Below are 15957 nucleotides of genomic sequence, written 5' to 3'. Positions count from 1 at the left end.
CTGTCCGTTCCGAGTTTTGTTGGTGTGCGAGTTGCTCGTGAGCTGCGGTTCGCCATCTTGGTCTGGACGATGTTTGATGGTGGTGTCCAGGTCTAGTTGGCGGATTGTGGCTGCCTGAACCGCTTGTCAGTTCGTTGGCTGTTCCAAATCGCGCCGCGGAACTCCTGCATGTCGGGTGACCATTCTCGGATGATCACGGGGCGAAGTGTGACGTGGTGCAGGACGGCGTCACCCATCCCGCGGCGGTCTTTCAGCGCGAACCATGCCGCGGATCGGATGGTCCGTTCTGCGCTGGGTAGTTTCATTCGTCCGACCTGGCTGGGTTTGCGGTTTCCTCGTGCGGTGGCGAAGGTGTTCGGCGGCGTGGTCGGTGGTCGCCAGCAGTCGGTCGCGATCCAGTGCGCAATGGCGTCTTGTTCTGCCTGTGGCTGGTAGTCGTGGTCACGCAGTCTCCGACGAACCTCGGCAACGAACCGCGTGAGTTGGTCCCCGCCGCTTGCGGCGAATTGTCGCCAGCGGGGCGCGGCGATCAGCGGGGCGAGATCGACCGCTTCGGGATAGAGGCAGGCGAATAGTTTCGACGCGGTGAAACTCGACAGTTCAGCGCCCGCGGGCATGAACTGGAAGCTGCGTTCTCTCCAGATCTGTTGTTGCCGGTGTAGTCCGCTGGTGGGGCGGAATATTTCCCATCGATGGGCGCAGATCATGAAGGCGGTCAGCACGGCGTCGTAGGTCGCGCCCGGGCCGAAGTGTTGGACGAGGCGCAGGTGTTTGCGCTGGGCCGCGATCACCTCCCGGTTTCCCCGCAGCGAGGGACCGTGACTGTCGTTGTCGGGTGGGCCGATCCAATAGTGGTGCCGGGTGCAGACGTAGCGATGATGCGGCAGGATCCGCCAGACCGGTCCGCCCGGGTGGCGTGCGTCGCAGCGTGGGCAGCCCGGTTGCGGACGATGCCGAAACAGCGGCCAGTGCTCCGCGGTGGCCCGAAGCTCGGGCAATGCTCCCGCCAGATGCTCGGCTGGTCGGCCGGTCAGTGCCGACATTCGTTCGGCGGTCACGATCCGCCGGGCCGCTGTCGGGCCGGGAACGCTCACGCTTTTCCAGAGTTCGTCGCCGTCGAGGTGGTTCAGCGCAGCCAAGCGCGCCAGGTAGGAGGCGACGATCTCATGATGGGCGGGGGCGGCGGTGCGCGGCAGGCGCCGCGGAAGCGCGCGCCTCACCGGGGCGCTGCCGCAGACGTCCTCGATGTCGATGCCGCGATCGGTAGGTTGCTGCGTTGTGCGGCGTAGTCGACCGGGACCAGGTCGAGCAGGTTGCTGGTGATCTTCTCGGTGCCGTCCTCGATCGCGAGGATCGCTGCGCCGCGGATGATTTGGGAAAGGCTGCCGATCATGCCACCGCTGCGGCGGTAGAGCTGCTCGGCCATCGAGGCCAGCGTTCCCGGGATGTGGTCGCGCAACCGCAGCGTCGACTCGACCGCCGCGACCAGGGCTTGCCATTGCGTGCGTTGCTCGGCGGTGCCGTAGGCGAACGACGTGGCCGGGACGACGGTGAACCGCCCAGCGATCTGACGGCCGCGGGGACCGGCGAACAATCCTTGTGCTTCGACTTCGACCCCGGCGTAGATGAACGTCGCCGGAAGTCGTTCGGCGAAATATTTGAGTTGATCGGAGGCTTCCGCGCCGGAGCGGCTGGTCAGGGAGATGTTGTGGATCTCGTCGACCAGGACCAGGTCGACGTGAGTGTGCGCGGCGACCGAGCAGACGGCATCGGTGATGTCGGTGACGTTGGCGCGGGTCGGGAAGTCCAGGCCGAGGAAGCGCGCGAACTCGACGGCCAGCATCCGCGGTGTGGCCGCCGGTGGAACGGTGACGTAGATGATCGGCAACCGCTCACCTTGGCCGGGATAGCGTCGGCGGACCGCGATTTCGTGTGCGCGTCCGAGTTGAGTGAGCGCGGTGGTCTTGCCGGTTCCCGACATGCCGCTGATCACCATCCCGCGTCGGGCCGAGATCTGACGGCGGTTGAGTTGGACCAGCAGCCGTCCCGCCGAGATCACTTCCTGGATCGTCGGAGTGTTCACCAACGGGAGATCCGCGTGGTAGTCCAACAATCGGTCCTCGTGTGCGGCGCGATCCTGCGGTGTCATGCCCAGCAGTTGCGCGGCAGTGAGCAACGGTGGCGGCGCGGGGGTGTGCCCGACGAAACGGCCCCATCCTTCCTTGGTCGTCAACGGGCTGTCAGGCGGGATCGCAGTGATGGTCTTCGCGGACGACGCCGGGGTGTAGGCGGACTCGCGTCGGCGGACCGGTTTGCGGGTTCTGCTCGTCATCTCCACTTCTCGGCTTCAGTGGCGGCGTCGAAAATCCCGAACGGGATCACCGTCGCCTCAACAGATTCGATCGAGGTCGGTTCGACCGGTTCAGCATCGGATGTCGGTGGGCGATGTGTCGCGGCAGCGACCCTGCCGCGGGCAGCGGCTCTGCGGCCGGCGCGCTCGTTCGGCCGAACCGGTCCGTTCTCGCTGCGGGTCAGCAGATCATCGAGGGCGCGAGCGATGTTGGTCTCGTCGGTGTCGTCGACGCCGCGTTGGGCGAGCAGTCGGCGAGCTTCGCGCCAGGTGAAGTCAGCGAACGGTGCACTCACCATCGGCTTGTGCGTCCACTCGGCGGTGACCCAGCCGTTGGGGGTGCGGACGAACACCTGCGACAGATCGTAGGGGTCGTAGTGCACCTCCCAGAGATCCCTCTTCGCGGCGTTGCCCGAGGGCTGACGTCGGTGTGGCTCCAGCGCTTTCGCGTCGTAGGTGCGGTAGTCGAGGCGGATGCCGTAGTCGTTGATCGCCCGCCAGGTCACCGGCAGCAACTCGAGGTAATCGAGCCCGGTCAGCATCACCGGCAGATAGCCCGCCGCCGCGACCATCGCCGCATAGGCGTCGTTGGGCGACAACGCTCTGCGCGGGAAGTCCGGATCCCGCAGGCTGTCGTGCGGGCGCGGCTGCCAGCCCGCGATCACCCATTCGTCCAGCAATTCCTGCAACTCCGGGATCGTCCAGACCGCCTGCTCGTCGACGCGTTCCCCGCGGCGGCTGGTGTTGGCGCCGGTATAACCGGGCAGGTGCTGACACCACAGAGTGTTGATCGATCCGAACGTCGCTTCGACGATCGCCTTGTCGGTCGGGGTGCGTTTGCGTGCGCGCTGGATCGAGATGCCCAAGCGTTCGCAGGCCCGGGTGAAAGTCTCGGAGATGAAGACGTTCCCGCCGTCGATCGTGATCGTGTCCGCCACGATCACCGGCTTGGCTGCCGCGCGCGCCATCCGCTCATCGACCGACATCAGCCGATCGTGGGGCAGCCGTGACGCCGACATCGCCAACGTCGCCGACCATCCCGGTCGCATCGGCTCGGGAACCAGCATCCGCGCCAGCAGCAGCGCCGCATCGACCGCCTTCGTTCCGACCGGTCGCAGCACCGCCGCGCAGATCGTGCGGGTCGCGACGTCGACCGCGATCGTCAGGTCCGCGCGCGAGAGGACCCCGGGCTCCAACACCACCATCACATCCAGCGGTGTCGAATCGATCTGGATCTGCTCACCAGGCCGAGCCGCCAACGTCGGAGTAAACGGCCGCGCCGGACGATTCGCTGCCTGCCGCCGCGTCACCGCCGAGGCGAAGCTGTGCCGCCCCGTCGATAACGCCTCGATCAACGCATAGAAGGTGCTGCGGCCCGGCAACGGGACCACGTCTGGACCGTGCTCTTCCTCCAGAGCCTTGCTCACCCGCCGGATCACCCGCGACCGCGTGCCTGTCGAAGCACCGGTCTGCGCGTCCAACTCTCGGCGGACCGCAGTGACGACTCGCTCATCGACCCGACCGACCGCCGTCGACTCGCGCAGCACCCGTTGGTCGACCAGTCCCCAGAGTCCTTGCTCTGCATAGTTGGCGCGCAGCCGCTGGAGTGTCCGGACACCGACCCGCCGACCCGCGTCGGTCAGCTCGGCCGCCTTTGCCGTGTCCCGCTCATGCTGTGTCCGCGTCAGCGGATCGTAGGTCGCGCGGCGAGCCCCGTCCGGCGCGACGCCGGTGGTGATCTCGATGATGTGTTGTTCCCACTCACGGGCCGTAGCCAGGGCCGATTCGGGTAGCGAGTCCAGGATCCCGAATGGTGTCATCGGCTGCCGCGGTTCGGATCCGACGACTTCGAAGTCCGCCGAACCCATCAGATAGGCGGCGAGCACGACGGTCTCGACGCCGTCACCGGCCCGCAGCCGGACCGAGGTCCCGCTCACAGCGACTACTTGATGCTCGGTGTTGTCGAACACTATCCAGTCACCGACCCGGAGCACCGAATCCCTCTGGGCCATCATCGCATCGCCGTCACGATCGTCTCCCCGCGCAGCGGCAGGGAAAGGTCTGCGTTCAGTTCGTGTTGCCAGATCAGATGAAAGAGCACCGGCAACACCGCGATGCGATCCCCCACCGCCGTCGCGCCGTCCATCAGTGTCAGCGGATCAGCGAACGCAGCACGAAGTCGCTCGGCGATCTCGGAGATCCGATGACGAGGATGCCGATACCCGCTCAGCCATCGAAGGTTCGCGGTGACGATCGGGTCCGGGGCACCCAACAGCCGATACTCCCACCCGACGAGCTCGCAAGCACGGCGAGTCGATTCGAACGCCGCCAAGTCACGCGGCCCGCGCCGATCCACCGGTCGACAGTCGATCACCACCCCGGTCCCGTCGACCTTGCGGACAAAATAGTCCGGGGCGTGTGACCGCGGCCGAGGAGCCGGTTCCTCGGCCGACCAGAACAGCCAGAACGGTTGCGAGGCAATACCCACCACCGCCGGGTCGAAGTCCAGCGCCACCAGCTGGTCACGTTCCAGCCAGGACTCGAACCCCACGTGCCGCCCCGTCGTTGCCGACCACCACTGACCAGATAAATGCCTCTGGCCCCGATAAGAACGGAACCGACGCACCGGCCGCAGCGATTCCAACCGCAGCGACCACGCCTCCGCCAACGGAACCCGCACCTCGCCGACCGCATCGGCCGAGTAGGACAACTCGAACACCGACAGCGCGTATCGCGCGCCCCCTTCAACCACGTTCAGCCCCGCCGACGTCACGGGCTGTGATTCTCAACCACCCAGCAGCACAGCGCAACGCGTACCACCCAGCTCGCCCACGAACCTCCGAACACCGCCGACCTCCGGTCGGCGAAGCGAAGCGACGCGGTGGACCGAAAATCGCACCGACTCCTGTACCGGTCAGCCGATCACTTCGCGTACTCTGCTCGCCAACAAAACCTGGACTTCGCCACTCACTCGCCAACTACATCTGGACTTCGCCAACTAAAACTGTAACGGACACAAACACCCTCTACCTCACCTTTTCCTTGCATTTTTTCTACAGCCGTTCAAACCTCTTGCACCCAGGTCACGTTCGCTTCAGATCAGCGAAACAAACTGCGGGGTATGGTGGTTGGGGTGATGTCACTGGCGAAAATCGCGAGTGGCGATGGCTACGAGTATTACGTCCGGCATATCGCCACGAACGACGCGAACGAGCGCGGCGAGCAGAAGTTGGCCGACTACTACTCCGAACGCGGTGAATCCCCTGGTCGTTGGTGGGGCACTGGGCTGATGGATCTGACCGTTTTCGACGAGAACGAGGACATCGTCACGGCGGTCTTCGCTGGGGACGAGGTCACCGAATCGCAGATGTGGGCGTTGTTCGGGCGCGGCCTGCACCCCAACGCCGAGAGCCTGATCGCCGAGGAGGTCGCCGCCAAACGCGCGGAGGGCTTCACCGCTCGGACCGCGCAGGCACACGCGATCAAGATCAAGGCGCGTATCGGGTCGCCGTTCATCAAGCCCACGGCCGACGAGTTCTCCTACCGCGGCGAGCTTCGCCGCGCCTACCAGGCGTGGAACGTCGAACACAGCCGCGACCCGCACGCACCGATCCCGGAGACCGACCGCGAATACATCGCCACCGAGGTCGCCCAAGCGATGTTCCACGACGAGCACGGCCACGACCCCCGCGACGAGGCCGAACTGTCGACCTGGGTCGCGAAAGCCTCGCGCCCGAAGTCCAAGCGCATCGCCGGATTCGACCTCACATTCACCCCGGTCAAGTCCGTGTCGGCATTGTGGGCGTTGTCCTCGCCCAAGGTGGCCGCCCAGATCGAGGCCGCCCATCACGCCGCCATCTCCGACGCGTTGCGGTTCCTGGAACTGCACGCGACCTACACCCGGGTCGGGCGCGGCGGCGTCGCCCAGGTCGAGGTGGGCGGGTTGATCGCGACCATGTTCGATCACCGCGATTCGCGCGCCGGTGACCCGGATCTGCATACCCACGTGGTGATCTCGAACAAGGTCCGCCGCAAGACCGGCCAGTGGGGCGCCCTGGACGGCCGCATGATCTACCAGCACGCCGTCACCGCCTCGGAGATCTACAACACCCGCCTCGAGCACCATCTCGAAACCATGGTGGGCGGTGTCGCGTTCGTCGAACGCGAAGGTCGCGACGCCGACAAACGCCCGATCCGGGAGTTGGCCGGATTCGATCCTCGCCTGGGTGCGGCGTGGTCGGCCCGTGCCGAGGCGATCAACGCCCGCCTGGCCGTCATGACCACCGATTTCCAGAACCGTCACGGCCGCGAACCGTCGCCGAAAGAGCTGTGGCGCATGGCCGAGGAGGCGACGCTGTCCACCCGTGGTGCCAAACACCATGCCCGATCACGCGCCGAGCAGCGCACCGAGTGGCGGATCGAGGCCCGGCGCGTTCTCGGAACCGCGGCGCGGGTGAACGGCATGGTCTCCGCGATGCTGTCCCACGAGCCACCCGTGCGAGCAACGGTGTGGACCGAACAACTCGCCGGTGAGGTCGTCGACGTGGTCGCCGAGCAGCGCGCGACCTGGCAGGCCCACCACATCCGCGCCGAGGCCGTCCGCCAGCTGCGCGGCCGCGTCGCACCGCACGCGTTCGACGACACCCTGCACGAGGTCGTCGCACTCGCACTGGGCGACGGTTTGTCGATCCGTCGCGTGGATCCGGCCCCGCCGACGCCGGGCCTGGTCCGCTCCGACGGCACCAGCGTCTACACCCGCGCCGAGTCGACGAAGTACACCTCCCCGCAGATCGTGGCCGCCGAAGGGCGTCTCCTGGCCACCGCCCAACTCGACGGTGGCCACGTCATCCCGGCCGCCGCGATCGAACTCGCCGAGGTCGAGTACGCCGCCAACGGCCGTCGACTCAACCCCGGACAACGCGCCCTCGTCCATGCCTGCGCCACCAGCGGCCGCCGGTTCATGGCCGCGGTCGCACCGGCCGGGACCGGTAAGACGACCGGTATGAAAGTCCTGGTCACCGCCTGGAACGCCGAGGGCGGCAACGCGATCGGTATCGCGCCGACCGCGTCGGCGGCCGCGACCTTCGCCGCCGAGACCGGCGTCGAGGCGACGATGACCGTGGACTTGCTGCTCACCCTCGCCGAACATGGCCCCGAGCGTCTCCCGGTCATCGACTCACGGACCCTGGTCATCCTCGATGAGGCCGGTTTGACCTCGACCCTCAAACTCGACGCCGCGATCGAGTACCTGACCAGCCGTGGCGCGACGGTCCGTGCGATCGGCGATACCCGCCAACTGTCGGCGGTCGCCGCGGGCGGGATCATCCGCGACATCGTCGAAACCAGCGACTCCCCCACCCTGACCAAGGTGGTCCGTTTCGCCGACCCCGGCGAAGCTGCCGCTGGTCTCGCGATCCGCGACGGTGATCCGGCCGGTCTGGCGTACTACTTCGACCACTCCCGCGTCCAGGTCGGCACGCTGTCGGAGAACCTCGCCGCCGCGTTCCGGGCCTGGCGCGCCGATCACGCCCAAGGACGCGACGCCGCGATGCTCGCCCCGACCCGCGCCCTGGTCAGCGAGTTGAACGCGCTCGCGCGCGCCGAACGAATACACCGCGCCGAACTCCACGGTGAATTCCTCGGCCCGGAAACCGTGCTGGCCGACGGACATTGCGCCTCGGTCGGTGAGGTCATCGCGACCCGCCGAAACGACCGCCGCCTGCGGATCTCCGACACCGACTACGTCCGCAACGGCTACCGATGGACCGTCCAAGCAGTCCACGACGACGGCGCGATCACCGCCACCCACCTCGGATCCCGGCGCCGGGTCACCCTGCCCGCCGACTACGTCCGCGACCATGTCGGACTCGGCTACGCCTCCACGATCGACTCCGCTCAGGGCATGACCGTCGACCGCTGCCACGGTGTGCTCACTGGGCGCGAGTCCCGCGCCCAGCTCTACGTCATGCTCACGCGCGGCCGCGGCGGCAACTACATGTATCTCGCGACCGCGACCGCCGTCGACGAGCACGCCGCCCACGCCTACGAGGCGGTCCATCCGCCGACCGCGCTGGACCTGCTCACCGACATCCTGACTCGCGAGGGCACCCAGGTCTCGGCCACCACCCAAGATCGCCTCGACGCCGACCCGCGCCAGCATCTCGCGCACGCGGCCGACGCCTACCATCACGCGCTGACCGAGATCGCCGAAACCCGCGTCGGCGCCGGGCGTCTGGCCGAGTACGCCGCCCACGCCGAGCAGCTCGTCCCCGATATCACCGACGCCCAAGCGTGGCCGGTGCTGCGCGCTCACCTGGCGCTGCTCGAACTCGCCGGTGCCGACCCGCTCCAGACGCTCACCGACGCGGCCGCGAAACGCGAACTCGGTTCGGCCGCCGACCCGGCCGCTGTGCTCGACTGGCGTATCGATTCCACCGGAGGCCACTCCCAGACCGGGCGCGGGCCGCTGCCCTGGCTGCCCGCCATCCCGGACGCACTCGACCGCGACAGCACCGAACGCCAGCACCTGGTAGCGCGTGCCGAACAGATCACCGCCCTGGCCGCAGCGATCGCCGACCAATCCCGCGCCACCACCGGCGTGGACGTGCCGGTGTGGGCACAAGGTCTCCACGACGCTGATCCGGCCTTGACCGCTGGTCTGGCGATCTGGCGTGCGGCGCACCGCGTTCCGGATCTCGACCGTCGCCCGACCGGGCCGCGACAGTATCCGGTGGCCGAGCGGCGCGAACAGCAGCGCTTGGACCAGGTCGTCGCCGACCGGATCGGCAACCAGGATGCCTACGCCAGACGGTGGCGCCCGGTCGTCGACACCGTCGATGGCCGTATCGCGGCGGATCCGTACTGGCCGACCCTGGCCCGTGAGTTCTCCCGCGCCGCCGACACCGCCGGAATCGATATCCCCGCAGCGGTCCGGGCCGCGCACGACGGGCGGCAGTTGCCCGCCGAGCAGCCCGCGGCCGCGCTGCGCTGGCGCATGACCGAAATCCTCGACACCCCCGCACCCGAACCCGTCCGTCAGATCGGCGACGGTTCGCTCCCCCAGCTCGATGCCCCGGCCAAGCGGCCCGAACCCGCAGCGCCACAACCCGCGACCGAGAAAGAAGCGGTGTTGGCGCGGGCCCGCGCCAACCTGCGCAGACTCGGCCCCGACGACCCACGCCGGATGAGCAACGCCCGCCTGGCCGAGATCACCACCGACCGCCACTCCATCCCGACCCACGACCGCGGCGGTGTCCTCGTCGTCGCGGTCCTGCGCGTACGCGAAGCCGAGCAAGCCCTCACCAACCTCCGCGAGCACTACCAGAAGCTCGACGCCGACGCGGCCGCGATCCGCCGGGCACAACCAGCCATCGACAACGCGAAAACCCTCGCCGCGCAGTACTACGCCTACAACCGCGACATCCAGGCCCACGAACGAACCCACGAAGCCACCAACCGGATCTGGTGGCGCTACCGCGCCGAACTACGCGCCCGCATCGAACAACTCACCGAGGAACGCGAACAAGCCCTCGAAGCGGCCGCCGAAGCCAAGGAAGAGGCCGACCGCCTACGCGCCGACGCACCCGCGTCCCCGTCCTCGTGGGAACAGATCCTCACCGAAGCCGACGACCGGACCGGACGCGACGAACGCCTCACCGCCGCGACCACCGAACTCGACCAAGCCCGTCTCAAGCACGCCGTGCACGCCGCACTCGACGAGCCACAACTCGACGCCGCCCAAGCCGAAACCGAACGACGCGACAACCTCAGCGACATCGAACTCGAAGCCGAGGAACAAGCCCGCGCCGAACTCGACGACCAGCCCATACCCACCAACACCCCCGGCGGGCCCACCGCGCGCACGCGCCGCGCCGAGGAAACCCGCAAAGCCGTCACCTTCACCCGCGAACGTCGCCGCAGCATCGGAACAACCACCAGCGGCGGCCATCATTCCGGCCCGCACCACGACAGTGGGCCATCACACGACCACGGCCACGGCATGTGAGCCAGAAAGGGCAGCACCGACGGACCGATAGCAAGCCCCCTGCTGAGAAGACGGGCCACCGTAGTATCAGCGGAAAATATAACGAAAATGCTGGTCAAGGCAAAGTATTCTACGCGATACGTAGATCCAGTTGCGACGCCTTTCCGATATTTTCCCGTTTCTCAGCCTCCCGTCTCGTCACCGACACCAATCGAGGCCTGCGATTGAGCCTCGGGTCGAAGTACATCGAACAGTTCTGTTGACGAGTATTGGCGATTCGGGTCAAGACCTTCCGGAGCGGGTGCCAGAGGCGTGTACGTATCCTCGTTGTCGTCGTGAAGCCACAACGCCGTGACATGTAATGCAGGGATCCGCAGGAGCGAAAGTCGTGGATTCTTCTCCGCCATACGTAGTACATTGTTCATTCTATTGACAGTTTCGACAGTCGCAGCAACGAATGGCCCGCTATTGAATAGCGCAAAGCGGTGCTGGCCGTTGGATGCTATCTGTGTTTCGGCGCTCGCGACTGCGCCGTCTTTACTGTACATAATGAATCGCCATCCTGTGAGGCTAGCGCTATCAGGCGGTCGCCCGGCGATTACATCGTAGAGTCCGATGACGTAGACGTCGTGCGGCATCGAGGGTGTAAGTTCGGCAGGCGCGGAACCGCCGAGCCCACGGGCATTAGACTCAGGCGCGGCCGCGACATCTCGAATTCTGTTCGTGACAGCTGTCAGGACCTCAGTCGGCGGTGAAGAGAATTGGATCGGCATTTACTTTCTACCTCCTCGTGAAGTATGAGTGGGTCCAACTGCCAGAGCCCAAGTAGGCGGTTGTAAAAGTGTCATAGTCGACATTTGAAACACCCGAGACTGGGTCATGGATCTCGATGAGATCGCCCTCAATGAATCCAGCGATCGCGACGAAGTGCGCCCCGCCGCCGCTCCATGCTGTGCGCGCACACACCGGCCTTCCGGCGACAATCTCGTTCTTCATATCGTCGCGACTCATAGTCCCACTCACCATGCGATTGAAATGGCCTACTCTAGTCAACGGCGCATCCAGGGTATTCACCTGATTGCACGGTCCAGAAGCACCCGAACCGCAACAGTCGGTTCTGCCCAGTTCTCCATTGGCTACCGCGCATTGCGTCCAGGTCGTGCTCGGGTTGTAGAACTGCGCGATGCTGACAGAGGTTGCGGCCCAGCACCAGTTCGACTGCGTTTGAGTCTGCATAGTGAAGTTGAGCACCCACGACAGGGGAATGAGCATCCAGTTGTCGTTGACCCCCGACCAATCGACTCCATGCACCCACCACGAGGTATAAGCACGCCCGTCGTTTCCGGTGATGAACAGGTCGAGATTGTTCGACGTGCGCGCCACCGCAGAAACTGGCGCACCGATCGGGAAAAATCCTCCTATTGCGCGCCAGTTATCATTGATCCCCGACCAATCGACTCCCTGGAACCACCACGAGGTATAAACACGCCCGTCGTTTCCGGTGATGAACAGGTCGAGATTGTTCGACGTGCGCGCCACCGCAGAAACTGGCGCACCGATCGGGAAAAATCCTCCTATTGCGCGCCAGTTATCATTGATCCCCGACCAATCCTGTCCTTCGTACCACCACGAGGTGTAGACCCGCCCGTCGTTTCCGGTGATGAACAGGTCGAGATTGCCCGCGTGACGTGAGGTCACCGAAACTGGCGCACCGATCGGGAAAAATCCTCCTATTGCGCGCCAGTTATCATTGATCCCCGACCAATCCTGTCCTTCGTACCACCACGAGGTGTAGACCCGCCCGTCGTTTCCGGTGATGAACAGGTCGAGATTGCCCGCGTGACGTGAGGTCACCGAAACTGGCGCACCGATCGGGAAAAATCCTCCTATTGCGCGCCAGTTATCATTGATCCCCGACCAATCGACTCCCTGGAACCACCACGAGGTATAAACACGCCCGTCGTTTCCGGTGATGAACAGGTCGAGATTGTTCGACGTGCGCGCCACCGCAGAAACTGGCGCACCGGGCGGGAAGAATCCTCCTATTGCGCGCCAGTTATCATTGATCCCCGACCATTGTTGGCCCTCATGCCACCACGACGTATACACCCGTCCATCGTTCCCAGTCACAAAGAGGTCGAGGTGATTAGGCATTCGAGCGACAGCGGTCACCGGCGCGCCCGGCGGGAAGAATCCGCCAACTGAAAATAATTCCGACCAGTAAGTGCCCTGATGCCACCACGATGAGATAACCCGACCGGCTGAATCAGTGTAATACAGATCGAGTTGATCGGAGTTGCGGCTGACCGCGTCGACTTCCATGGCTTCTCCTGACACTTAGTAGGATCATGTCGGTCAATCATTTAATCCGCCGCCGCCTGACACACGAGTAGTGCACTACTCGAGTTTCTCGAAACTGGTCTCGAGGATCCCTCCTCCCATCGTCTGGTATTTGTATATCCCGTTCGTCGGGTGGTGACCGCCCGTGGACCGGGAAGGCGGAGGGCATGGACCACTCCACGTGCTACCCCGTGGTGGACCCCAACACAGGCAAAACGCACATCGAATGTGTCAAAAACTTCAGTACCGCGTCACCTGCGTAGTCACAGCTGAATTGCCATATCCCCCCAAAGCCGGGTTTCGGTAGTAAACTGCCGATTTCGGTAGAAACTCTCGGATTCCATGGATCAAGCCACTCCCAGCGAGCGACTACCGGAACGATGCCCTACCCAACCTCGGATTCTGGTACTGACGGACTCGGCGTGTGAGATGGCAAAGCTCTCCCCGCTGAGGAAGGGTGCGGCAGCACCGTGAAACCCGACAGCGCGCTCAGCGTTCGAAGTCGCCGCGCCCGCGATCGTTTCGGCGGCCTGGCGGTGGCCGGTGCCGTTCGGACGCCCGTGACGGTTTCGGCGTCGATTTCGTCGACGGCGACTGTTGCGTCGGTGCCGCGCTCGGGGGCGGTGTCCCGTAGAACTGGTCGTAGAGTTCCTCGGCCACGCGGTCGCCACCGTCCGGGCTGGCCGGTCGAGGATCGTTCTGCTGCATACGTTCCATCGCGCGGCGGCGACGTTCGGCTGCTTCCCGGGCCGGGCGTGCGGCCTCTTCCAACGCCCGCATCGTGATCCGTTTCGCGTTGGACAGCGGCGTGCCCGGTCCACTCGCCCGGTCCACGACGGTTGCGCGGGCACCCTTGCGTGGGGTCTTCCCGATCGGGTGCCCGTAGTCGTCGACGCGTTGATGGTCCGGCCGCGACGCCCCGGTCACCTGCCGGTTCGTCCAACCGTGGTGCGCCTCATCGATCGCGGTCTCCACGACGTCACGGTCGGCGCGCTCCAGCACAGCGGTGGTGCGCTGCTCGGCGGCCCAGGCCGGAGACCCCAGCTCCCGCACGTGCGGGCGCGTCGGGTCGATCCCGGCGGCGCGTTTGTGGATCTCGGTCAGTGCCTCACGCGCGTGGGTCGCCATCTCGGCGGCCTGGGTAGCGCGACCGCCCGCGTCCATCGCGGCCATGATCGTGACCATGCAGTCGGCCAACGCCGTCACCAGCGCGAGGTTGGCCGCCTCGGGAGAGCGTGTCGCCCACAGCATCCGCCCGACCGCGCGCATCCCGACTCCGTGCACGGGGTGCGGGCGACGCTGATGCGCGGGCAGCTGCGCGGCGCGCGAGAGCTGACGGGCGAGCCGGTCCAGCGGCCCCGGTGTGGTCTCGGTGCGCATCGACGCGGCCGCGAACAACCCGGAGGTCTGTGACGCGGCTTTCGCCCAGGCGTCGCGGTCGTCGAGCGGGATCGTGCGCATGTACTGCGACCAGCGTGCCAGCTGGCCGATCGCGTCCTTCTGGCTCAACAGATCCGGACGCACCGAACGCCCCGACCGGGTCGTGTTCGACCGGCCCCACTCGGCCGACGCCGCCGTGCGGGCCTGCTCGGACTGCTCCCACCCAGCCCATCCACGCATAGCGGACAGGGTCAGGTCCTTGGCCAGGTGCCCGCCGCCGAACCAGATCGCCTTTTCCCAGGCCCCGGTCTTCTGATTGCGCTGTGCGGGCATCCGAACCGAGTAGCCCACAACCTCTTCGGTGCTGCCCTTGGCGTAGCGCGGCCGCAGCATCACCCCGGCCGACCGCAGCTCGCGCACGAACTCGGCCTCCGACTCCGTCGACACCGCGACCGCACGGACCCGCCGCCGCAACGCTTCACGGTCTGTCTCGGTAGCGCCGACCCGTTCCGCGCGGGCCCGCTCATCGGGGCGGGTCGCCTGCTCGGTCCCGCCGAACTCCCGCGACGCCAGCACCCGCAGACCGAACTCCTGCTCGACCACCCGCGCCGCTGCCTGCGAGCGTGGCCAGTCCCGACGCACATCGGCCAGCGACCCGTCCGGACGCACCACCGACATCGCGATATGCACGTGATCGCCACCGGCCTTGGTCAGGCCGTGATGCACCGTCGCCCACCGCACATCCGGCGCACCATCCACCGCGTCGGTGAAACCCATCTCGGCCATGAACCGCCGCGAGATCTCACCCCACTTCGCCTCGTCGAGCTGACCCTCACGCGGGTCCAGCGACAACGCGCAGTGCCAAACGTTCTCGTCACGGGTCGCGGCGTCGAACGCCTCCCGCCGCGGCGTCCCCTCCGCGATCGCCGCGTACGCCTTCCGGTAGTTCGTCGCCATCACCGGCTGCCCGCGCAACACCGTCTGACGCGGCGAATCCAGCAGTTTCGCCAGCTCATTGGCGCGGGTGACGTCGATCGCGCCACCGAATACCGACATCGAGACCACATCACCCGCGATCACGCGCGGATTCGTGTGCTCCTCCGCGCGACCAGGCCCGGCCAGATAGCGCAGCAACCCGGCCATATCCGAGCCCTTGACGATGTTCGGCATCATCAGCGCATCACACCCCAGCGCCGTCCGGATCGACCGCGGCCGCCCACTCCTCGTCGACCAGCAGATCGACAGCCGGATCCACCGACTTCGCGGTCACCGCAGGCGTCAAACCCATCACCCACCGCGCTGTCGCGTCCACGCTCAGGCAGGCCCGCGTCACCGCGTGCAACGCGTCGCCCAAGTGCTCGGGGATCTCGCGCTGTTGATGGGCGTAGCGCACCAACTGATTCAGATTCGATCCGATGCGGCGCAGTTCGGTGTCGAGTTCGAGCAGCTGCATCGCCGCGTGCGCGCGACCGGCCTCGACACGGCCGGAATCCTGCGCGGATTCCACCAGCAGCCGCGCGACCGACACGCCAGCCTCCTCGGCCCGGCGCGTGAGGTCTTCCTCTTCGGCATCCGACAGCTTCACGACATGGCGGTGTCGGCGGCCGTCAGCGATGTTGGCCTGACGCTTCCGGCGCGTGCGCGCCCGCTGATTCGTCGACTCTCCGGCCACCTGGCCGCCTCCTTCCATGCCCAGCGCAGCGACCCACCTTCACGGTGGGAGTGCCCGTTAGGGCACCTATCTACTAGCTCGCTCCCGCTTCAATCCCTGAGACTACCGGATCGGGAGATGCCTGGTTGCCTTCCTGACCGAGACCACACAGAGCAAAGACTCCGGCGCGGGAACGGCACGGAACCGCGGGCCTGGACGACACTGGCCCGCGACTCGAGACGCGACGGCATC

General features: G+C 66.2%; 8 protein-coding genes. 1 reads left to right on the top strand and 7 read right to left on the bottom strand.

Annotation, left to right across the window (positions count from 1 at the left end; translation table 11 throughout):
• Positions 1-92: 92 nt before the first annotated feature.
• From OG225_RS43970 to OG225_RS43955, 4 genes are read right to left on the bottom strand one after another with little or no spacing between them, the layout of a single operon-like run.
• Positions 93-1220, bottom strand: a complete 1128-nt coding sequence (locus OG225_RS43970; protein ID WP_331758286.1) for a TniQ family protein — start codon at positions 1218-1220, stop codon at positions 93-95.
• Complete coding sequence (locus OG225_RS43965; protein ID WP_331758288.1) at positions 1217-2332, bottom strand: ATP-binding protein; 1116 nt, start codon at positions 2330-2332, stop codon at positions 1217-1219. Before OG225_RS43965 ends, OG225_RS43970 begins: the two co-directional genes overlap by 4 nt.
• Positions 2329-4362: a Mu transposase C-terminal domain-containing protein gene (locus OG225_RS43960; RefSeq protein WP_331758849.1), complete on the bottom strand. Its 2034-nt coding sequence runs from the start codon at positions 4360-4362 to the stop codon at positions 2329-2331. The genes OG225_RS43965 and OG225_RS43960 overlap by 4 nt, the downstream gene beginning before the upstream one ends.
• Positions 4362-5123: a TnsA-like heteromeric transposase endonuclease subunit gene (locus OG225_RS43955; RefSeq protein ID WP_331764093.1), complete on the bottom strand. Its 762-nt coding sequence runs from the start codon at positions 5121-5123 to the stop codon at positions 4362-4364. Before OG225_RS43955 ends, OG225_RS43960 begins: the two co-directional genes overlap by 1 nt.
• A 363-nt stretch (positions 5124-5486) precedes the next feature.
• Between OG225_RS43955 and mobF the strand changes: the two genes are divergently transcribed.
• Entirely contained in the window at positions 5487-10355 is a 4869-nt protein-coding gene (gene mobF / locus OG225_RS43950) for a MobF family relaxase (RefSeq protein ID WP_405183720.1), read from the top strand.
• Between the two features lie 759 nt (positions 10356-11114).
• On the opposite strand, the gene OG225_RS43945 is transcribed toward mobF, so the two are convergent.
• The 3 genes from OG225_RS43945 to OG225_RS43935 form a co-directional block, all read right to left on the bottom strand.
• Positions 11115-12656 carry a papain-like cysteine protease family protein gene (locus OG225_RS43945; protein WP_331764087.1) on the bottom strand — a complete coding sequence of 514 codons (1542 nt, stop codon included), beginning with the start codon at positions 12654-12656 and terminating at the stop codon, positions 11115-11117.
• Positions 12657-13163: 507 nt separating this feature from the next.
• The gene (locus tag OG225_RS43940; RefSeq protein ID WP_331764085.1) at positions 13164-15227 is read right to left on the bottom strand and encodes a relaxase/mobilization nuclease domain-containing protein; all 2064 of its coding nucleotides are present in this window, start codon (positions 15225-15227) and stop codon (positions 13164-13166) included.
• Between the two features lie 7 nt (positions 15228-15234).
• Complete coding sequence (locus tag OG225_RS43935; protein WP_405183719.1) at positions 15235-15726, bottom strand: plasmid mobilization protein; 492 nt, start codon at positions 15724-15726, stop codon at positions 15235-15237.
• Positions 15727-15957: the final 231 nt, after the last annotated feature.

The organism is Nocardia sp. NBC_01377, assembly GCF_045040005.1.
In the GTDB taxonomy this organism is placed as follows: Bacteria; Actinomycetota; Actinomycetes; order Mycobacteriales; family Mycobacteriaceae; genus Nocardia; species Nocardia noduli.
The sequence above is the reverse complement of the archived record's forward strand: the minus strand, read 5'-3'. Positions and strand labels throughout refer to the sequence as shown.